Source organism: Pseudomonas sp. NyZ201 (assembly GCF_049860765.1).
GTDB classification, from domain to species: domain Bacteria; phylum Pseudomonadota; class Gammaproteobacteria; order Pseudomonadales; family Pseudomonadaceae; genus Aquipseudomonas; species Aquipseudomonas bharatica.
This window is the reverse complement of record NZ_CP187557.1, coordinates 3705358-3725233: the sequence shown is the minus strand read 5'-3', so window position 1 is coordinate 3725233 and position 19876 is coordinate 3705358. Positions and strand designations below refer to the sequence as shown.

At 62.6% G+C, this 19876-nt stretch carries 22 protein-coding genes; 10 read left to right on the top strand and 12 right to left on the bottom strand.

Annotation, left to right across the window (positions count from 1 at the left end; all coding sequences use genetic code 11):
• Positions 1 to 234: 234 nt before the first annotated feature.
• The 3 genes from ACPFMA_RS16495 to ACPFMA_RS16485 are packed head-to-tail and all read left to right on the top strand — an operon-like array spanning position 235 to position 3251.
• Positions 235 to 1407 carry a two-component system sensor histidine kinase NtrB gene (locus tag ACPFMA_RS16495; protein WP_420058870.1) on the top strand — a complete coding sequence of 391 codons (1173 nt, stop codon included), beginning with the start codon at positions 235 to 237 and terminating at the stop codon, positions 1405 to 1407.
• The gene (locus ACPFMA_RS16490) at positions 1386 to 2828 is read left to right on the top strand and encodes an ATPase domain-containing protein (RefSeq protein WP_064304132.1); all 1443 of its coding nucleotides are present in this window, start codon (positions 1386 to 1388) and stop codon (positions 2826 to 2828) included. Before ACPFMA_RS16495 ends, ACPFMA_RS16490 begins: the two co-directional genes overlap by 22 nt.
• A gap of 18 nt (positions 2829 to 2846) precedes the next feature.
• Positions 2847 to 3251 (top strand): response regulator, encoded by a 405-nt coding sequence (locus ACPFMA_RS16485; RefSeq protein WP_009402610.1) that lies wholly within the window; start codon positions 2847 to 2849, stop codon positions 3249 to 3251.
• 67 nt (positions 3252 to 3318) lie between these two features.
• On the opposite strand, the gene csrA is transcribed toward ACPFMA_RS16485, so the two are convergent.
• The 7 genes from csrA to ACPFMA_RS16450 all read right to left on the bottom strand — a co-directional run bounded on the left by csrA (position 3319) and on the right by ACPFMA_RS16450 (position 8079).
• Positions 3319 to 3516: a carbon storage regulator CsrA gene (csrA, locus tag ACPFMA_RS16480; protein WP_064304133.1), complete on the bottom strand. Its 198-nt coding sequence runs from the start codon at positions 3514 to 3516 to the stop codon at positions 3319 to 3321.
• A gap of 360 nt (positions 3517 to 3876) precedes the next feature.
• Entirely contained in the window at positions 3877 to 4968 is a 1092-nt protein-coding gene (modC, locus tag ACPFMA_RS16475) for a molybdenum ABC transporter ATP-binding protein (RefSeq protein ID WP_420058872.1), read from the bottom strand.
• The gene (modB, locus tag ACPFMA_RS16470) at positions 4965 to 5651 is read right to left on the bottom strand and encodes a molybdate ABC transporter permease subunit (protein WP_425928243.1); all 687 of its coding nucleotides are present in this window, start codon (positions 5649 to 5651) and stop codon (positions 4965 to 4967) included. The genes modC and modB overlap by 4 nt, the downstream gene beginning before the upstream one ends.
• The gene (gene modA / locus ACPFMA_RS16465) at positions 5651 to 6409 is read right to left on the bottom strand and encodes a molybdate ABC transporter substrate-binding protein (RefSeq protein WP_425928242.1); all 759 of its coding nucleotides are present in this window, start codon (positions 6407 to 6409) and stop codon (positions 5651 to 5653) included. The genes modB and modA overlap by 1 nt, the downstream gene beginning before the upstream one ends.
• A gap of 82 nt (positions 6410 to 6491) precedes the next feature.
• The gene (locus ACPFMA_RS16460; protein WP_425928241.1) at positions 6492 to 7565 is read right to left on the bottom strand and encodes an NAD(P)H-dependent flavin oxidoreductase; all 1074 of its coding nucleotides are present in this window, start codon (positions 7563 to 7565) and stop codon (positions 6492 to 6494) included.
• Positions 7566 to 7598: 33 nt separating this feature from the next.
• Positions 7599 to 7769, bottom strand: a complete 171-nt coding sequence (locus tag ACPFMA_RS16455) for a hypothetical protein (RefSeq protein ID WP_425928240.1) — start codon at positions 7767 to 7769, stop codon at positions 7599 to 7601.
• A 7-nt stretch (positions 7770 to 7776) separates the two neighbouring features.
• Complete coding sequence (locus tag ACPFMA_RS16450) at positions 7777 to 8079, bottom strand: DUF1883 domain-containing protein (RefSeq protein WP_009402597.1); 303 nt, start codon at positions 8077 to 8079, stop codon at positions 7777 to 7779.
• A gap of 161 nt (positions 8080 to 8240) precedes the next feature.
• Here ACPFMA_RS16450 and ACPFMA_RS16445 point away from each other — a divergent pair, with 161 nt between their 5' ends.
• From ACPFMA_RS16445 to galU, 4 genes are all read left to right on the top strand, one after another.
• Entirely contained in the window at positions 8241 to 8594 is a 354-nt protein-coding gene (locus ACPFMA_RS16445) for a hypothetical protein (RefSeq protein WP_064304137.1), read from the top strand.
• Positions 8595 to 8939: 345 nt separating this feature from the next.
• Complete coding sequence (locus ACPFMA_RS16440) at positions 8940 to 9584, top strand: c-type cytochrome (protein ID WP_425928239.1); 645 nt, start codon at positions 8940 to 8942, stop codon at positions 9582 to 9584.
• The gene (locus ACPFMA_RS16435; RefSeq protein WP_425928238.1) at positions 9581 to 10495 is read left to right on the top strand and encodes a c-type cytochrome; all 915 of its coding nucleotides are present in this window, start codon (positions 9581 to 9583) and stop codon (positions 10493 to 10495) included. Before ACPFMA_RS16440 ends, ACPFMA_RS16435 begins: the two co-directional genes overlap by 4 nt.
• Before the next feature lie 231 nt (positions 10496 to 10726).
• Positions 10727 to 11566 carry a UTP--glucose-1-phosphate uridylyltransferase GalU gene (gene galU / locus ACPFMA_RS16430; RefSeq protein ID WP_009407129.1) on the top strand — a complete coding sequence of 280 codons (840 nt, stop codon included), beginning with the start codon at positions 10727 to 10729 and terminating at the stop codon, positions 11564 to 11566.
• A gap of 58 nt (positions 11567 to 11624) precedes the next feature.
• Here the strand turns inward: galU and ACPFMA_RS16425 are convergent, their stop codons facing one another.
• The gene (locus ACPFMA_RS16425; RefSeq protein WP_425928237.1) at positions 11625 to 11792 is read right to left on the bottom strand and encodes a hypothetical protein; all 168 of its coding nucleotides are present in this window, start codon (positions 11790 to 11792) and stop codon (positions 11625 to 11627) included.
• Positions 11793 to 11957: 165 nt separating this feature from the next.
• On the opposite strand from ACPFMA_RS16425, the gene gorA reads away from it, so the two are divergent.
• From gorA to ahpF, 3 genes are all read left to right on the top strand, one after another.
• Positions 11958 to 13313 carry a glutathione-disulfide reductase gene (gene gorA / locus ACPFMA_RS16420; protein ID WP_425928236.1) on the top strand — a complete coding sequence of 452 codons (1356 nt, stop codon included), beginning with the start codon at positions 11958 to 11960 and terminating at the stop codon, positions 13311 to 13313.
• A 245-nt stretch (positions 13314 to 13558) separates the two neighbouring features.
• Complete coding sequence (gene ahpC / locus ACPFMA_RS16415) at positions 13559 to 14122, top strand: alkyl hydroperoxide reductase subunit C (RefSeq protein ID WP_009407126.1); 564 nt, start codon at positions 13559 to 13561, stop codon at positions 14120 to 14122.
• Positions 14123 to 14246: 124 nt separating this feature from the next.
• A complete protein-coding gene (ahpF, locus tag ACPFMA_RS16410; protein ID WP_425928235.1) occupies positions 14247 to 15809 on the top strand; it encodes an alkyl hydroperoxide reductase subunit F in 1563 nt (520 codons plus the stop codon).
• A 126-nt stretch (positions 15810 to 15935) separates the two neighbouring features.
• Here the strand turns inward: ahpF and ACPFMA_RS16405 are convergent, their stop codons facing one another.
• From ACPFMA_RS16405 to ACPFMA_RS16390, 4 genes are read right to left on the bottom strand one after another with little or no spacing between them, the layout of a single operon-like run.
• On the bottom strand, positions 15936 to 17084 hold the full coding sequence (locus ACPFMA_RS16405) for an ABC transporter ATP-binding protein (RefSeq protein WP_064304142.1): 1149 nt from the start codon (positions 17082 to 17084) through the stop codon (positions 15936 to 15938).
• Between the two features lie 17 nt (positions 17085 to 17101).
• Positions 17102 to 17911, bottom strand: coding sequence for an ABC transporter permease (locus ACPFMA_RS16400; protein ID WP_279900193.1), 810 nt, complete (start codon positions 17909 to 17911; stop codon positions 17102 to 17104).
• Positions 17912 to 17917: 6 nt separating this feature from the next.
• Positions 17918 to 18835, bottom strand: a complete 918-nt coding sequence (locus ACPFMA_RS16395; protein WP_420058879.1) for an ABC transporter permease — start codon at positions 18833 to 18835, stop codon at positions 17918 to 17920.
• Entirely contained in the window at positions 18832 to 19857 is a 1026-nt protein-coding gene (locus ACPFMA_RS16390) for a polyamine ABC transporter substrate-binding protein (RefSeq protein WP_425928234.1), read from the bottom strand. Before ACPFMA_RS16390 ends, ACPFMA_RS16395 begins: the two co-directional genes overlap by 4 nt.
• Positions 19858 to 19876 lie beyond the last annotated feature (19 nt).

The following is a 19876-nucleotide window of genomic DNA, read 5'->3' as shown; positions in this document are numbered from 1 at the left end:
CGTCTTGTCGATACCCGGGGGCGCGAACTATAGCAATTTGCCGTCACGTCGGCAGGCGCAGTGCCTACAATCGCGCTATACCTTGATCCAGCGCAATGGTTGCGGGGCATATTTATGGGTTGCGGCGGCCTATTACTGCAAAAAGGGGAACTCCGCTGCTGGAGCAGGCGTCTTTTCAGGTCGTCCTCAGCGTATGCTGTAGTTATCGTCCAACCCTAGCCAGCGGACCCCGAAATGGATCCATCCGAACGCGTCGACCTGCATAGCATGAATGCCGGCCTGTACGAGCAACTTGTACAGACGGTGGTCGACTACGCCATCTATATGCTGGACCTCAATGGTTGCATCATTTCCTGGAACGCCGGTGCCGAGCGCATCAAGGGGTACCGGGCCGAGGAAGTGATCGGACGGCATTTCTCGCTGTTCTTCAGCGAGCAGGATTGTTCCGACGGGCGTCCCGCTTCTCTCGTCAGCCAGGCCCTGAGCAAGGGCCGCGCCCAGGACGAGGGTTGGCGCGTGCGCAAGGATGGCACGCGTTTCTGGGCCCTGGTGGTGCTGGATGTGGTGCGCTCGCGGGAGGGCGAGATAATTGGTCTGGCGAAGATCACCCGCGACATCACTGACCGGCGCGAGGCCGCGCTGCAACTGGATGCCATGCGCGCCCAACTGTTCCAGTCGCAAAAGCTCGAGGCCCTTGGCCAGTTGACCGGGGGCATGGCCCACGACTTCAACAACCTGCTGACCATCATCCTCAACTCGGCCAGGCTGGCGCTCAACAGCTCCGATCCGCAACGTACCCGGCGCATGCTCGAGCATATTCTCGATGCCGGCCAGCGCGGCAGCCAGATGACCCAGCAATTGCTCAGCTTTGCCCGGCGCAAGGAGCTCAACGTGGTACGGGTCGATCTTGCCGAGGTGATCGAGTCCATCCACGCACTGCTGCACCAGGCCTTGCCGAAGAATATCGAACTGCATGTGCTGTGCGACGAGGACCTGGCCCCGGTCGAAGTGGACGCCGGGCAGTTGCAGATGGTGTTGCTCAATCTGGTGCTCAACGCCCGCGACGCGATGGAGGCGGGCGGGGAGATCCGCATCGTTGCCGGCAATCGCCGGTTGCAGGGCGAGCGTGATGGCCTGGTAGGTGATTTCGCTGCGATCAGCGTCATCGATACCGGCACCGGTATCGACGCCGAGGTGCTGCCGCGGATTTTCGAGCCGTTCTTCACCACCAAGGGTTTCGGCAAGGGCACTGGCCTGGGCCTGAGCCAGGTATACGGTTTTGCAAGGCAAAGCAATGGCGGGATCTGGGTCGACAGCGAGCCGGGCAAAGGCACCTGCATGACCCTGTGCATCCCGCTGCCGGCCAACGGGGAGGAACAACCAAGGTGGAACAGCTCAAGCGTCTAGTGACCGGGATCCAGGGGCTCGACGACCTGCTCAAGGGCGGTCTTGTCGTTGGCGCCGCCTACATCGTCCAGGGCCGTCCCGGCTCGGGCAAGACGGTGCTGGCCAATCAATTGGCGTTCAATCATGTGCAGCGCGGCGGCCGGGTGCTAGTGGCGACCCTGCTCAGCGAATCCCATGAGCGACTGTTCCAGTACCTGTCGACCCTGTCGTTTTTCGACCCGGCGAAGATCGGCGAACAGATCCAGTATCTCAGTGCCTTCGATACCCTAGAGCAGGACGGCCTGGAAGCGGTGGTGCGCCTGTTGCGCGGGGAGATCGCCCGCCACGGTGCCTCGCTGTTGATCATCGACGGTCTGCTCAACGCCCGCTCGCGGGCGCAGACCGCGCTCGACGCCAAGAAATTCATTTCCGAACTGCAGGCCCATGCCGCCTTCGCCGGCTGTACCTTGTTGCTGCTGACCAGTGTCCATTTCGAGGAGGACTGCCCCGAACACACCATGGTCGACGGTGTGATCGAACTGGGCGAGGACCTGCACGGCGCCCGGGCGGTACGGCGTATCCAGTTGCGCAAGACCCGCGGCAGCGCGGCGCTGTCCGGCCTGCACGAATGCGAAATAACCGACGATGGCCTGCAGGTCTACCCGCGTCTCGAGGCCCTGTACGGGCACCCCTCGGGGGCGGGCAGCGAGACCTTCGTCCGTGTCGGCACCGGCGCACCTTCCCTCGACGATCTGCTCAAGGGTGGGCTGGCGCAGGGTTCCGTGACCCTGGTGATGGGGCCTTCGGGCAGTGGCAAGACCTCCCTGGGCCTGAGTTTCCTGGGCGCAGCCACACCCGACGCGCCCGGGCTGCATTTCGGTTTCTATGAGCCGGCCACTCGCCTGCGCATGAAGGCTGCCAGCCTGGGGCTCGACTTCGCGGCAATGGAGCGCGAAGGCGCACTGCAGATTGCCTGGCAACCCACCACCGAAGGGTTGCTCGACGATGTCGGCGCGCGCTTGCTGCGGCAGGTGGCAACCCATGGAAGCAAGCGCGTGCTCATCGACAACCTTGGCGGGTTCACCCGGCTGGCCACCCGTCCGGAACGCCTCAATGGATTCTTTCGTGCGCTGATGGGTGAACTGCGTGCCCGCGACGTGACGGTGCTGGCGACCTGGGAGATGCGCGACCTGTTCGGTTCGGAAATCATCGCCCCGGCACCGGAGCTGTCGAGCGTCGTCGACAATTTGCTGCTGATGCGCTTCGTCGAGCTGAATTCGCAGCTCAAGCGTGTGCTGTCGATCCTCAAGGTGCGTGACAGTCTTTACGACCCGGCGTTGCTGGAGGTCCGCTTCGGCGAAGACGGGATGCAATTGCACAAGGCATTCAACGAGGCTGCCGCGGTGTTGTCGGGTACTGCCCAGCCACTGGAGCGGTCCTGAGGGCCGCAGTGTGACGATATGAGCACAGTCCTGGTGGTCGATGACGAATACGTGATCTGCGATATCCTCGAGTTTATCCTTGAGGAGGCGGGGTATCAGGTGAAGAAAGCCAGCAACGGGCTGGGCGCGCTGAAGATCCTGAAGCCGGACCAACACGAGAACGCAGAGGAGCCACAGGAGAAAATTCGGGTCGAACTGCTGATCACCGACTATATGATGCCGTTGATGAATGGCGAGGAGCTCGCCAGGAAGCTTCGCGTCGACCCCCAGTTCAATACGCTGCCGATCATTCTCATGAGTGGCGCGCAAGCCAGCGTCGGCCGGGAAAATCCCGGGCTGTTCGATGCTGTGCTGGACAAGCCTTTCGATCCCGAACAACTGGTTGCCATGGTCCGGCAGGTATTACCACCGGCCGAGAGCTAGACCCGGCAATCTGCTTGTGTCCGGCAAGGGACAGGCGCATCCGTGCGACTGCAATCAGGCCGAAGCCTTAGTGATTGCCTTCTCCTTTCTCCGGCGCAGGGCTGCCGGCCTGAATGCGTTTGTAGATCTCTTCGCGGTGCACCTGGACATCTTTCGGTGCATCGATGCCAATCCTCACTTGCATCCCTTTGACGCCCAGAATTGTGACTTTGATGTCATCGTCGATGACGATGCTTTCGCCGACTTTGCGGGTGAGTATCAGCATGTATTTCTCCTTGGTAACTTGAAATGCCTCGCGGGCGAGTACCCCACCGAGGATGGGGGCGCCGGAAGCGCTTCCCTCTTTCCCTTCATTAAAGACGCATTCGTTGAAAATTAATTCCCCGAGCAAAATATTTGCTGGTGCCTTTTTCTGGATTGGGAGTCGACGGACAGGTGGGAACTTCGCCTGGCGAGATTCGCACCCCGCAAGCATAGGGGGCTTGAACGAATATGGGAAATTTCTCTTGTGAAAAGAGAAACTTTCGATAATTAACGCTTTTTTTGTGAGGTTTTAGTTTGGTTAATAAATGAGTTTCATTCCGGGCTGTAGCTCCGGACTGTGACCTGGCGGATTCACCTGGCGCTATTGGCCGAGCAGCGCCACGCCCTTGATCTGTGCCCAGAGTTTCTGGCCAGGTTGCAGGCCGAGCTGGTCGCAGGAATAGCGCGTGACCCGGGCCAGCAGCGGATGCCCGTCTGCGTCGAGGCTGACCAGCATCTGCGCCGGGCTGCCCTGGTCGGAGAGGGCGCGCAGGGTCACCGGCAGGCGGTTGATGATGCTCGAACGTGGGTCCTCCGCCAGACTGAGGCTGATGTCCCGGGCCTGGATCCTGATACGCAGGGCCGAGCCGTGCGCCAGGGGCGCGTGGGGAATGCGCAGTTTCAACGTGCTGTCCGGCAGATGGACGTCCAGGAGCTGGTAGACCTCGTCGTAGGCGCCGGTCCGGCCTTCGAGCACCACCCCGGCGTCTTCATCGCGGGCCAGGGGCAGGTCAAGGCGGGCGAGGGTCTGGTTGAGCGGGCCGCTGGACAGGACCGTGCCCTGTTCCAGCAGCACCAGGTGATCGGCCAGGCGCGCGACTTCCTCCTGGGCATGGCTGACGTATATCAGCGGGATCCGCAGCTCGTCGCGCAGACGCTCAAGATACGGCAGGATCTCGCGCTTGCGCGGCCCATCCAGGGCCGCCAGGGGCTCGTCCATCAGCAACAGGCTCGGGCTGGTCAGCAGTGCCCGGGCGATACCGACGCGCTGGCGTTCGCCGCCGGACAGGGTGGTGGGCTTGCGTTGCAGAAGGTGACCGATGCCCAGCAGTTCGCAGGCCTGTTCGAGGTGGATCCGGCGCAGTGCTGGATCGATGCGCTTGTAGCCAAACGCCAGGTTGTCGCGCACCGTGAGGTGACTGAACAGGCTGGCTTCCTGGAACACATAGCCGATCGGACGTTGGTGGGGCGGAACGAAGATGCCCCGGGCCGAGTCCTGCCAGACCGTGCCGGCGACCTCGATGCGCGCATCCGCGGCCCGTTCCAGGCCCGCCAGGCAGCGCAGGCAGGTGGTCTTGCCCGAGCCGGAGGCGCCGAACAGCGCAGTGACGCCCTGGCCGGGCAGGTCGAGGTCGACATCCAGGGTGAAATCACCGCGGGCTACCTTGAGGCGGGCGTGGATCTGCGCGTTCATGTTGCACCCCAGGCCGATTTGCCGCGGCGACTGCCATACAGGGCCAGCAGCACCAGGAACGAGAACACCAGCATCGCCCCGGCCAGCCAGTGCGCCTGGGCGTATTCCATGGCCTCGACGTGGTCGAAGATCTGCACCGAGACGACCCGGGTCTTGTCGGGGATATTGCCGCCGATCATCAGCACCACACCAAACTCGCCAACCGTATGGGCGAAACCGAGGATGCTGGCGGTGACGAAACCGGGCCGGGCTAGCGGCAACACCACACTGAAAAAGGTATCCCGCGGGCTGGCGCGCAGCGTCGCGGCCACTTCCAGCGGACGATCGCCGATGGCGGCAAAGGCGTTCTGCAATGGTTGCACCACGAAAGGCATGGAGTAGATCACCGAGCCGATCACCAGGCCGCTGAAGCTGAACACCACGGTGCCAAGCCCCAGGGCCTCGGTGGTCTTGCCAATGAAACCGCGGGGGCCGAGAGCGAGCAGCAGGTAGAAGCCGATCACCGTGGGTGGCAGCACCAGGGGCAGGGCCACCAGCGCACCGACCGGCCCGCGCCACCACGAGCGGGTGCGGGCCAGCCACCAGGCGATGGGGGTGCCAAGGAGCAGCAGGAGCAGGGTGGTCAGCGACGCCAGCTTGAGGGTCAGCCAGATTGCGCCGAAGTCGCTGGCATCGAGCGGCATCAGAGTTGGTAACCGTAGGACTTGATCACGGCGGCAGCCTTCGGACCTTTCAGGTAATCCACCAGCGCCCTGGCGGCTGGGTTGGCCTTGCCTTTTTCGAGGATCACCGCGTCCTGGCGGATCGGGTCGTGAAGCTCGGCCGGCACGATCCACGCGGAGCCGCTGCCGAGCTTGCCGTCTTGGTAGACCTGCGACAGGGCGACGAAGCCCAGCTCGGCATTGCCGGTGGAGACGAACTGGAAAGCCTGGGTAATGTTCTGGCCTTCGACGATCTTGCCCCGGGTGGCTTCGGTCAGCTTGAGCTTGTCCAGCACCTGGGTGGCGGCGAGGCCGTAGGGAGCGGCCTTCGGATTGGCGATGGACAGGTGCTGGAACCGGTTGGCCTTGAGTACCTCGCCCTTGTCGTCGACATAGCCGGGCGTGGCCGACCACAGGGCCAGGGTGCCCACGGCGTAGGTGAAGCGCGAGCCCTTGACGGTGGCGCCTTCGCTTTCGAGCCTGGCCGGAGTGGTGTCGTCGGCGGCGAGGAACACTTCGAACGGTGCGCCGTTCTTGATCTGCGCATAGAACTGGCCGGTGGCGCCGAAGGCGGCGACCAGCGTGTGACCGGTATCCTTTTCGAAGTCCTTGGCGATGGCCTGGATCGGTGCGGTGAAGTTGGCCGCGACGGCGACCTGGACCTCATCGGCCCACGCATGGTTGAAGGCGAGCAGGGTGAACAGGCCGGCCAGGGCCAGGCGAGGGGTGTGGCTGCGCATGAAACGACTCCGGGGTTGAGTAAAGGCCAATCGCTATATACCTAAATATATAGCGATGTCCTTGCCAACGGGAAGACCTGTTTCAACGGCCAAGAATGGTGAGTGCTTGTTCGGCGAGCGTGCGGGTGAGTTCTGCAGCAGGTCGTTCGATGCCGAGGCGCAATGCCTGGCCGGACCACAGGTTGCTGAAATCGCTGTTGCCCGCTGGCTCGCTTAGCGCCCGGATCGGCATCAAGGCGCCACCGGCCAGGGGGAAGGCCGGGGCCAGCTCACTCATCGGGCCCAGTTCACGCATGATGCGGTTGCAGATACCCCGGGCCGGGCGTCCGGTAAACAGGTTGGTCAGCGCCGTGTCGCTTTCCCGTGCGGTATGCAGGGCCCTGCGGTGCATGGCGGAAACCTTGGCCTCCGGACAGAACAGATAGGCGGTGCCCAGTTGCACCGCTGCCGCACCGAGTACGAAGGCTGCGGCGATGCCCCGGGCGTCGCCGATGCCGCCGGCGGCAATCACCGGCACGCGCACCGCGTCGGCGATCTGCGGGACCAGCGCCAGGGTACCGACCTGGCTGTTCAGGTCTTCGCTGAGAAACATCCCGCGATGGCCGCCGGCTTCGTAGCCCATGGCGATGATCGCGTCGCAGCCTTGCTGCTCCAGCCACAAGGCTTCGCTGACCGTGGTGGCGCTGGACAGCACCCGGGCCCCGGTCGCCTTGACCCGGGCCAGCAGGCGCGGCTGCGGCAGGCCGAAATGGAAACTGACCACCTCGGGCTTGTATTCCTCCACCAGCGCGCAGGCACTATCGTCGAACGGCGCGCGGCTGGACACCGGTGTCGGCGCCTCGAAGTCGGCACCGACTTCCTCGTAGTAGGGTCTGAGCGCTGCTTTCCAGCGCGCTATGCGCGCCGGATCGTCGGGCGGTGGGGTGTGGCAGAAGAAGTTCAGGTTGAGCGGGCCACGGCTGGCCTGGCGGAAGGCGTGCAGTTCCTGGCGGATCTGCTCGGGGCCGAGCATGGCGCAGGGCAGGGCGCCCAGGCCGCCGGCCTCGCTCACGGCGATCGCCATGGCCGAGCCGGTGGCACCGGCCATCGGTGCCTGAAGAATCGGCAGATCAATTGCCAACAGATCGAGGATGCGTGAATCCGGCCAGCGGCTCATTACCCGTGAACTCCTCTACGACGGCCAGCGACCTCAGAGTGCCTTGCTGACCTGGATATCGGTGATTTTGTCGGCGTCGTCGCCGTGGATCTTGCGCAATGCTTGCTGCGCCTGCGCCAGCGAATTGTCCGCCAGGACGGCGAAATCCCAGCGGCGCTCGCCGTCGAGCTTGTACTTGATGACGTATTTGATGTTGGTGCTCATGGGGCTTTTATCTCAACTGCGACGATGAACGACGGATGATCTTGATCTTGTGGGTGAAGGCCGGCTTGCGGGTCACCGAGATCGGCCGTTGGGTCACGGTATCGATGGTGATGTTCCAGAAACCGGTGCTTGGCACGGTGATTTTGGCCGGGAAGCGGTCGAATGCGCCGCCATGGTAGGTATGGCGCCCGCCATTCTTGAAACTGCGGAAATTGGCGTCGTTCATCAGGCGGATATTGCAGCGCTGGGAGCACTCGATAACGACGATATCGTCTTCGTTCAGATGCTCGCGCTGGTGTACGAATTTCATGTAGCGGCTCCGCAAGGGATATTTCGGCAAAGCGGCACGATAACAGAAGCACGGGAGGGGAATGTAGGACTCGTCACATTCCTTACGATAAATCTGACATTCAAGGGAGCAAATTGGCCTAATAGCGGTCTGAGTTTTTTTATATGCAGGAGCGGTTCTCGATGAAATGGTTTGTATCTGCCTTGGCACTGACGCTGACCGGTTGTGCCAGTGTGGCCGAGCTGGAACAGAGCCCTGAAACCCTCGACGTGATTTCCGGCAAATCGCCCGAGCAGTACCTGACCTGCGTGCAGGAACACTTGAAGGACAGCCGTGACCCCTTGCAGGTGACTCGAGGCGAGAAGAATTCGATCCGGGTAATCGTCCCGCAAAAGCTGTCCGACGCCCCTGCTGCGGTGATGAACATCAATGAACGCTCCAATGGCAGCGCCATCAAGCTGCACGAACGCCTGAACAACTTCCCGCTGCGGCTTTCCGACGTCAACAACGCCGCCACCCGGTGCATTTCGGGCTGATACCAGCGTTCTAGAGAACATCGCAAAAACCCTGTGGGAGCGGGTTTATCGGAGCGCCGAACCGCCGCGATTACGATGGTGGGTTCACTAACGTCATCGCGGGTAAACCCGCTCCCACACGATCCCTGCAACTCCAACGGTTATGTTTTGTTCTTTGAGCGCGGGTGAACCCAGACTGGGTTTTTGTGCAGTCCTTGAAATCTCCTCTCGTTAATCGATTCACCGATCCAAATGCCCCTTTCTGGTGCTTTCCGGCGTTGTAGTGGCTGAACAATAGCCCTACTATCCATAGGCTTATATTTTTTGAGTCTAAGCATATAACCAGAAGAAAAAGGGAATGCCGTGATGATCACAGTGGATCGAATCCTGATCAGTAGCCTGTTGTTGTTTTCTCTGCCGGCCGCTCATGCCGACCCGGGCCAGAAGATCCTTGCCCAGGGAGGCGCCAATCCCGCCGCCATGGCCTGCCAGGGTTGCCATGGCCCGGATGGCCTGGGCCTGGCCGCCGCCGGTTTTCCGCGACTTGCCGGCCTCCCGGCGGGCTACCTCAGCAAGCAGTTGCGCGATTTCCGCGACGGTACCCGCAGGAATCCGATCATGGAGCCGCTGGCCAAGGCCTTGGACGACGATGAAATCGCCGCCGTGAGCCAGACCCTGGCGGCCATGCCAGCCCCCGTGGCGCCCGGCAGCCGGCGCCAGCAGATGGCCAGCGACCCGACCGAACAACTGGCCCTGTACGGCGACTGGAGCCGGCAGATCCCCGGTTGCGTGCAATGCCATGGCCCGGGTGGCGTTGGCGTCGGCGAGCACTTCCCGCCACTGGCCCGGCAGCCGGCCACCTACCTGGTCGCGCAGCTCAACGCCTGGCGTGACGGCAGCCGTCACAACGATCCGAATCAATTGATGGTGGGCGTGGCCAAGGCCATGACCGATGACGAGGTCAAGGCGATCGCCGAGTACTTCGCCGCTGGGCAGGAGGCCAGGCCATGAAAGCAATCGTTTGTACCGCATTGGCCTGCGCGCTGGGTTTGGCTCATGCCGCACAGGTGGCCATGGAAGACCAATCGCAACTGAAGGTGCCGCCGGCCAGCCAGGCTCCGGTCTTCGTGCCACCGGCGCAAAGCGAACTGCCTGACAACGCGTTCGGGAAGATGGTCAGGGATGGCTATGCGCTGTTTGTCGATACCCAACGCCTGGCGCCAGCCTATGTCGGCAACGGCATGAAGTGCAGCAATTGCCACCTCGACCAGGGCCGCATGGCGCATTCCGCGCCGCTGTGGGGCGCTTATCCGATGTATCCGGCCTACCGCAAGAAGAACGACAAGGTCAACACCTACGCCGAGCGCATCCAGGGCTGTTTTCAGTTCAGCATGAACGGCAAGGCACCTGCTGCTGACAGCCATGAGATTACCGCCTTGTCGGTGTATTCCTACTGGCTGGCCAGCAAGGCCCAGGTCGGCGTCGAGCCGCCGGGTCGCGGCTATCCCGATGTCGCCCAGCCTGCGGGTGGCTACGACATCGCCCGTGGCAAGCAGGTCTACCAGCAGCAATGCGCGCTTTGCCATGGTGCTGATGGCGAGGGACAAAAGGTCGCCGATGATTACGTCATGCCACCGCTATGGGGCAAGGACTCCTACAACTGGGGCGCGGGCATGCACCGGATCAACACGGCGGCGTCCTTCATCAAGTACAACATGCCCCTGGGCAAGCCCGGCAGCCTCAGCGACCAGCAGGCGTGGGACGTCGCAGCCTATATCAACAAGCACGAGCGGCCGCAGGATCCCAGGCTGGTGGAGGGCTCGGTGGAGAAAACCCGACTGAAGTACCACGCCAACGACGGAGTCAACCTGTACGGTCAGACCGTGGAGGGTGTGCTTGTCGGACAGGGCACGGGCAAGTAGTCGATCAGCCTGAAATTCGATGGTCATGGCGCCGTTTCCCACGCAGGAAATGGCGCCTTTTTGTCGCTGGAATACTGGCGCATGGCCAATAATTTCAAGCCGTGGGAACTATCTCCCCATGGATTTCTCTATGATGGCAGCGGGCGCGGTCGGGCGGGGCATTGTAAGCTTGATGCCGCCTGATTAGACTGCGCCGAATTTCGTACGCACAGCCCTTCGTTAAGGACTTTTATGATCAAGAAATGCTTGTTCCCGGCAGCCGGCTACGGCACTCGCTTCCTGCCCGCAACCAAAGCCATGCCCAAGGAAATGCTGCCGGTGGTCAACAAGCCACTGATCCAGTACGGCGTCGAAGAAGCCCTCGAGGCCGGCCTGACCGAAATCTCCATTGTCACCGGTCGCGGCAAGCGTGCCCTGGAAGACCACTTCGACATCAGCTACGAGCTGGAAACCCAGATCAAGGGTACCGACAAGGAAAAATACCTGGTCGGCATCCGTCGCCTGCTGGACGAGTGCTCTTTCTCCTACACCCGTCAGACCGAGATGAAGGGCCTGGGTCACGCCATCCTCACCGGCCGTCCGCTGATCGGTGACGAGCCATTCGCCGTGGTCCTGGCCGACGACCTGTGCGTCAACCTCGACGACGACGGCGTGCTGACCCAGATGGTCAAGCTGTACAAGCAGTTCCGCTGCTCGATCGTCGCCATCCAGGAAGTCGACCCGCAGGAAACCAACAAGTACGGCGTCATCGCCGGCGAAATGATCCGTGACGATATCTACCGCGTCCACAGCATGGTCGAGAAACCGAAGCCGGAAGATGCGCCGTCGAACCTCGCCATCATCGGTCGCTACATCCTGACCCCGGATATCTTCGACCTGATCGAGCAGACCGAGCCGGGCAAGGGTGGTGAAATCCAGATCACCGACGCCCTGATGAAGCAGGCCCAGAACGGCTGCGTCATGGCCTACAAGTTCAAGGGCAAGCGTTTCGACTGCGGTGGCGCCGAAGGCTACATCGAGGCAACCAACTTCTGCTTCGAGAACTTCTACAAGACCGGCAAGGCCTACTGAGTTCCGACCGCTACCGACAAAACGCCCGATCTTCGTATCGGGCGTTTTGTTTTCTGGCTCACGCACGCAGGATGCGCGGCTTGCGGGCTGCCTGCGCGATGCAGCAGACCCAGCGGTGATTGCGACGATAAGGCGCGCGAATGAAGTTGATGTCGGCCAGCAGGCGCATGCCGCGTTTTTTCAGGGCTTCGGTCAGTTGTACGAGTGTCTCTGCTTCGATGGTCATCGCTATACCTCGTCAGATTACTGCGTTCACAAGGGTTGACTGAGCCGACTCCGCACGGATTCATTTTTTTGACTTGGACGACAGCTTTTCATTCGTCAGTGTTCCAGGCCCTTTTGTTTATGGCGATAACAGGCGCTATGCTGGCGCACTGCCGAGGAGAGAGTTATGGCCTACGATTTTGATCTGTTTGTGATTGGTGCCGGTTCCGGCGGTGTGCGTGCCTCGCGATTCGCCGCAGGCTTCGGCGCCCGGGTGGCGGTGGCGGAGAGTCGCTACCTGGGTGGCACCTGTGTCAACGTCGGCTGTGTGCCGAAGAAGTTACTGGTATACGGCGCGCACTACTCCGATGAGTTCGAGCAGGCCTCCGGTTTCGGCTGGTCGCTGGAAGATGCGCAGTTCGACTGGGCACAACTGATCGCCAACAAGAACCGCGAGATCCAGCGCCTCAACGGTATCTATCGCAACCTTCTGGTCAACAGTGGCGTGACCTTGCTGGAAGGCCATGCACGGATTACCGCGCCCCATGAAGTGGAAGTCGAGGGCAAGCGCTACTCGACCAGGCACATCCTGATCGCCACCGGCGGCTGGCCGCAGATTCCTGACATTCCCGGACGCGAGCTGGCCATCAGCTCCAACGAAGCCTTCTACCTCAAGGATCTCCCCAGGCGTGTGCTGGTCGTCGGCGGCGGCTATATTGCGGTCGAATTCGCCGGCATCTTCCACGGGCTGGGCGCCGATACCACCTTGCTCTACCGCGGCGACCTGTTCCTGCGAGGTTTCGACGGCTCGGTACGGACCCATCTGAAGGAAGAGCTGGAGAAGCGCGGTCTGGATCTTCAGTTCAACGCCGCCATCGCACGCATCGACCGGCAGGACGACGGCAGCCTCAAGGCGACCCTGGTGGACGGTCGCGAACGGGTCGTCGACTGCGTGTTCTATGCCACCGGGCGCCGGCCCATGCTGGACAACCTGGGCCTGGAGAACACCGAGGTACAACTGGACGAGCGCAGTTTCGTCCGGGTCGACGACAAGTTCCAGACAGACGAATCCTCCATCCTCGCCATCGGCGATGTGATCGGTCGTGTGCAACTGACCCCGGTGGCCCTGGCCGAAGGCATGGCGGTGGCGCGGCGGCTGTTCAAACCGGAGGAATACCGCCCGGTGGACTACGCCAATATCCCCACAGCGGTGTTCAGTCAGCCATCGATCGGGACGGTCGGCCTGACTGAGGAGCAGGCATTGCAGGCGGGGCACTCGCTGAAGATCTTCGAAAGCCGTTTCCGCCCGATGAAGCTGACCCTTACCGATGTCCAGGAAAAGACCCTGATGAAGCTGGTGGTCGACGCCGACAGCGACCGCGTGCTCGGCTGCCATATGGTCGGCCCGGAGGCGGGCGAAATCATCCAGGGCCTGGGCATCGCACTGAAGGCGGGCGCGACCAAGCAGCAGTTCGACGACACCATCGGCGTGCATCCGACGGCGGCGGAAGAGTTCGTCACCATGCGCACCGTGACCCGCTGACCCTTTTGCAACGACGCGGACCCTGTGGGAGCGGGTTCACCCGCGATTACGATGGTGAATTCACTAAAGTAATCGCGGGTGAACCCGCTCCCACAGGGTCCGCGTCGCTTTCTATCTCTTCTATCAATACTCACCGGTTATAGCCAAAACCAATCACCAACATCATTTTTGCCAATGAGCATTGATCGGCTCTATTGGCTAGGATTTCTCCATCAAGTTTTTCCAACCCTGAAGGAGCGATACCGATGCCAATCATCAACAGCCAGGTCAAACCGTTCACCGCAACCGCTTACCACAACGGCAACTTCGTTCAGGTTTCCGACGCCGATCTGAAAGGCAAGTGGTCCGTAGTGTTCTTCTACCCAGCCGACTTCACCTTCGTGTGCCCGACCGAGCTGGGCGACCTGGCCGACAACTACGCCGAGTTCCAGAAGCTGGGCGTGGAAATCTACGGTGTGTCCACCGACACCCACTTCACCCACAAAGCCTGGCATGACACTTCCGAAACCATCGGCAAGATCCAGTACCCGCTGATCGGCGACCCGACCCACCTCATCTCGCGCAACTTCGACGTGCTGATCGAAGAAGCCGGCCTTGCGGACCGCGGTACCTTCGTGATCAACCCGGAAGGCCAGATCAAGATCGTCGAACTGAACGACGGCGGTGTCGGCCGCGACGCCAGCGAGCTGCTGCGCAAGGTCAAGGCTGCCCAGTACGTTGCTGCCCACCCAGGCGAAGTCTGCCCGGCCAAGTGGAAAGAAGGCGAAGCCACCCTGGCCCCGTCGCTGGACCTGGTCGGCAAGATCTAAGCCGGTCATGACGAAGTCGAGGGCGGTCATCCGCACCTGATTGCAGTACCCGCCCCGCACAAACGCCCGGGCGCTTTCGCCCGGGCGTTTGCATTTACACCGATTGAAAAAAGGAATCGCCCGTATGTTGGACGCCACGCTTAAAACTCAGTTGAAAGCCTACCTGGAGCGGGTCACCCAGCCGATCGAGATCGTCGCTTCCCTCGATGACGGCGCGAAGTCCCGCGAACTCCACGACCTGCTGCGCGAAATCGCCAGCCTGTCGAGCCTCATTACCCTGCGCGAGGACGGCACTGACGCCCGCGTCCCGTCGTTCTCGCTCAATCGCCCCAATGGTGAAATCAGCCTGCGCTTCGCCGGCATTCCCATGGGCCACGAATTCACCTCCCTGGTCCTCGCCCTGCTGCAGGTTGGCGGGCACCCGTCCAAGGCCAGCGCCGAGCTGATCGAACAGATCGCCGGGCTGGAAGGGGAGTTCAACTTCGAAACCTACTTCTCGCTGTCGTGCCAGAACTGCCCGGACGTGGTCCAGGCGCTGAACCTGATGGCGGTGCTCAACCCCAACGTGCGCCACGTCGCCATCGACGGTGCGCTGTTCCAGGCCGAAGTGGAATCGCGCCAGGTGATGGCGGTGCCGAGCGTGTACCTCAACGGTGAAGTCTTCGGCCAGGGCCGCATGGGCCTGGAAGAAATCGTCGCCAAGCTGGACACCGGCTCCAGCGCCCGCCAGGCGGACAAACTGAACGCCAAGGACGCCTTCGACGTGCTGGTGATCGGTGGTGGTCCCGCAGGTGCGGCGGCGGCGATCTATGCTGCGCGCAAGGGCATCCGCACCGGTGTCGCGGCCGAGCGTTTCGGCGGCCAGGTGCTGGACACCATGGCCATCGAGAACTTCATCTCGGTGCAGGAAACCGAAGGCCCGAAACTGGCCACGGCGCTGGAGGAACACGTCAAGCAGTATGACGTCGATATCATGAACCTGCAGCGTGCCGACGCCCTGGTGCCCGCCACCGACGGCGGCCTGCACCAGGTGCGGATGAACAGCGGCGCGACCCTCAAGGCGAAAACCGTGATCCTCGCCACCGGTGCCCGCTGGCGCGAAATGAACGTACCGGGCGAGAAGGAATACCGCAGCCGCGGTGTGGCTTACTGCCCGCACTGCGACGGCCCGCTGTTCAAGGGCAAGCGCGTGGCGGTGATCGGCGGGGGCAACTCCGGCGTGGAAGCGGCCATCGACCTGGCCGGTATCGTCGCCCAGGTGACCCTGATCGAGTTCGACAGCCAACTGCGGGCCGATGCCGTGCTGCAACGCAAGCTGCACAGCCTGCCCAACGTCAAGGTCATCACCAGCGCCCTGACCACCGAGGTGCTGGGTGACGGGCAGAAGGTCAACGGCCTGCGCTACAAGGACCGCACCAGCGATGCCGAGCATGAGCTGGCGCTGGAAGGGATCTTCGTGCAGATCGGCCTGCTGCCGAATACCGACTGGCTGAAAGGCACTGTCGAGCTGACCCCGCGTGGCGAGATCATCGTCGATGCCAAGGGCCAGACCAACATCCCGGGTGTGTTCGCCGCGGGTGACGTGACGACCGTGCCGTACAAGCAGATCGTGATTGCGGTGGGCGAGGGGGCCAAGGCGTCGTTGGCGGCCTTCGATCACCTGATCCGCACCTCCGCGCCAGCCTGACTGGCCTCACAGCTCCCACAGGATCCGCGTGCCCCGCTGAACCTGTGGGAGCTGGCTTGCCAGCGATGATCTCCTAGACAATAAAAATCCCGGCCATTGGCCGGGATTTTTCATTCGCCGCAGCTTTTAATGTGCCCCGGCAGCCTTGTTCAGATCACTCTCCTGCCACTCGGTATACACACAGGCATCCGCCACGGCCCAGCGCACTTTCACTTCGTCGCCCGGCTTCATCGACATGCCGGCCGCAGACAGCGCCTTCACCGTCATCTGCGTGCCGCCAGCCGTTACCACGGAGCAAGTCTGGCTCTCGCCGAGGAACAGTACCTCGCCGACCTTCGCCGTCACTTCGTTCCAGCCCGCTGGCAGTGCTTCCTGGGCAGCCTGCTCACGACTCAAGGCCAGCGCCTTCTCCGGCCGAACCATCAGCAACACTTCCTGGCCGTCACTCACACCGGAGGTCAGACGCATCGCCACCGGTTGCCCTTCGAAGCTCGCCGCCCCATTCCCATGGGCCTTCACCCGCAGGAAATTGGAGTTGCCGAGGAACGACGCCACGAAGGCATTCGGCGGATTCTGGTACAGGTCATACCCGGTCCCCAGGCCGACGATCCTGCCGTGGCTGAAGATCGCGATGCGCTGTGAAAGACGCATGGCTTCTTCCTGGTCGTGGGTCACGTAGACGATGGTGATGCCCAGGCGCCGGTGCAACTGGCGCAGTTCATCCTGCAGGTCTTCACGCAGCTTCTTGTCCAGCGCCCCCAGCGGCTCGTCCATCAGCAGTATGCGTGGCTCGTACACCAGCGCCCGGGCGATCGCCACGCGCTGTTGCTGGCCTCCGGAGAGTTGCGCCGGGCGCCGATGGGCGAACTTCTCCAGTTGCACCAGCTTGAGCATTGCGTCCACCTGCTTGTCGCGTTCGGCAGCGCTGCGCTTGCGAATGGCCAGGGGGAAGGCGATGTTGTCGCGCACCGAAAGATGCGGGAACAGCGAATAACGCTGGAACACCATGCCGATGTCACGCTTGTGCGGCGGCACGTTGACCAGCGATTGCCCGCCGACCAGGATTTCGCCACTGCTCGGCGTCTCGAAACCGGCCAGCATCGACAGGGTGGTACTTTTGCCCGAGCCGCTGGAGCCGAGGAAGGTCAGGAACTCGCCGTCCTGGATGTCCAGGCTGATGTTGTCGACCGCGGCGAAATCGCCGTAATGCTTGTTCAGGTTGCGCAGGCTGACGAGGGTACGGGCCTGGGCGGTATCTTTGATCACTGCACTCATCGTTGTTCTCCAGGCGCTCAGGCGCTGACTTCGTTGCGCCGGCGCAGGGCGGCGGCGATCACCATGACCAGCACCGATAGGCCGATCAGCAGCGTCGAGGCGACGGCGATCACGGGCGTCAGGTCCTGGCGCAGGGTGGTCCACATTTTCACGGGAAGGGTCTGCAGGTTGGGGCTGGCCATCATCACGCTCAGCACCACCTCGTCCCACGATACGAGGAAGGCGAACAGCGCGCCGGCGATCATGCCGGGACGAATGGCGGGGAAGGTCACCTTGAACACCGCTTGCAGGCGCGAGGCGCCGCAGATCACCGCGGCGTCCTCGATCGACTGGTCGAACAGCTTCAGCGAGTTGATGATCGAGATGATGGTGAAGGGCAGGGCGACGATCACGTGGCTGACCACGAAGGAAAACAGGGTTCCGGTCCAGCCCAGCTTGAGGAACAGTGCGTACACCGCCACGGCGATGATCACCAGCGGTACGATCATCGGCAGGGTGAACAGGCCGTAAAGCATCTCGCGGCCAGGGAAGCGCCCGCGCACCAGGGCGAAGGCCGTGGGCAAGCCCAGGGCCACGGCGCAGACGGTGGTCAGCACGGCGACCTTGAGGCTGGCCAGGGCCGCGTCCATCCACTCGGCATTGGAGAAGAATTGGCCGTACCACTTGAGCGTCCAGCCCGGTGGCGGGAATACCAGCCACTGCGAAGAGCCGAACGACAACAGCACGATGAACACGATCGGCAGCAGCAGGAACAGTGCGATCAGCCCGGTCGTGGCATAGAGCCCGAAGCGCAGGCGCCGGCCCATGGCATTGGGAGTCAGGAGCATGGTCGCTTACCTCGCGTTGCCAACCGGGGATTCCGGTTGCAGCTTCAGATAGAAGTAGAACAGCACCAGGGTGATGACGATCAGCAACGCCGCGGCGGCGCTGGCCAGGCCCCAGTTAAGGAACGACTGCACCTGCTGGACGATGAACTCCGGCAGCATCATGTTCTGGGCGCCGCCGAGCAGGGCCGGGGTCACGTAGTAGCCCAGGGACATTACGAAGACCATCAAGGCTCCGGAGAACAGGCCCGAACGGCACAGCGGCAGGAACACCTTGAAGAAGTTGGTCCACGGGCTGGCGCCGCAGATCGAACCGGCCTGCAGCACCATCGGGTCGATGGCCTGCATGGTCGCCTGCAGCGGCAGGACGATGAACGGAATCATGATGTAGCTCATGCCGATCACCACGCCCGTCAGGTTATGCACCATCTCCAGCGGGGCATCGATGATGCCCAGGGCCATCAACGCCTTGTTGATCACACCCGACGCCTGCAGCAGCACCAGCCAGGAGTAGGTCCGCGCCAGCAGGCTGGTCCACATCGACAGCAGCACGATGTTCAGCAGCCAGCGGCCCCAGCCGCGGGGCACCAGGGTGATCGCCCAGGCCAGGGGAAAGCCGAGCAGCACGCTGATCAGGGTGACCAGGCCGGCCACCGAGAAGGTGTTGAACAGCACCCGGGCATAGGCCGAGTTGGCGAACAGTTGCTCGTAGTTGCCCAGCCCCGGCACCGGTTCCAGCACGCCGCGCAGCAGCAGGCCGACCAGTGGCGCGAAGAAGAACAGGCCGAGGAACAGCAGGGCCGGCAGCAGGTTGCGGCTACCGCGCCAGCGCTGGCGCAGGGTGGGCGAAAGGCTCATGGCCGCTCCCTGGGCGCCGGTACCGCTGGCACCGGTCGCCGATTGCAAGGCGTTGATGGCGACTTTCATTTGACCAGCCACTCATTCCAGCGGGTAGCGATTGCCGGACCGTTCTGCGCCCAGTAGGCGAAATCCAGGGTGACCTGATCCTGAGCGTAGGCGGTGGGCAGGTTCGGTGCGAGTTCGGGCTTGAGCAGGCTGACCGAGTCCAGGTTCACCGGGGCGTAGGCAGTCTGGTTGGCGAACTCGGCCTGGCCCTTGGCGCTGGCGGCGTTGGCCAGGAACTTCATGGCCGCATCCTTGTTTTTCGCGCCCTTTGGCACCACGAGGAAATCGGCCATGACCAGGTTCTGTTTCCAGCTCACGCCCACCGGTGCGCCGTCCTGTTGCAGGGCGTAGACGCGACCGTTCCAGAACTGGCCGAGGCTCGCCTCGCCGGAAGCCAGCAGTTGCTGGGACTGGGCGCCGCCGCCCCACCAGACGATGTCCTTCTTGATGGTGTCGAGTTTCTTGAAGGCGCGATCCAGATCCAGCGGATAGAGCTTGTCGGCCGGCACGCCGTCGGCCAGCAGGGCCAGTTCGAGCACGCCAGGGCTTGGCCACTTGTACAGGGCGCGTTTGCCCGGGTAGGTCTTGGTATCGAACAGCGCGCTCCAGTCCTGGGGCTTGTTGCCGCCGAGCTTGCCTTCGTTGAAACCGAGCACGAAGGAGAAGAAGAACGAGCCTACGCCGTGGTCGGAGACGAAGCGGGGGTCGATGCGGTCGCGCTGGATGGTGTTGAAGTCCAGGGGTTCGAGCAGGCCTTCGGCGGCGGCGCGCAGGGCGAAGTCGGCTTCGACGTCGACCACGTCCCACTGCACGTTGCCGCTTTCCACCATGGCCTTGAGCTTGCCGTAGTCGGTAGGGCCGTCCTGCACGACCTTGATGCTGGTGCTCTTGCTGAAGGGCTCGGCCCAGGCGGCTTTCTGCGCGTCCTGGGTGGTACCGCCCCAACTGACGAAGTTCAGGCTGTCGGCGGCCTGGACAACCTGGCATGCCAGGGTCAGCAGGCTGGCGGACAGCACTGCGGTTACACGTTTGTTCAACAGCATGGTTACGCCCTCGTTGCTT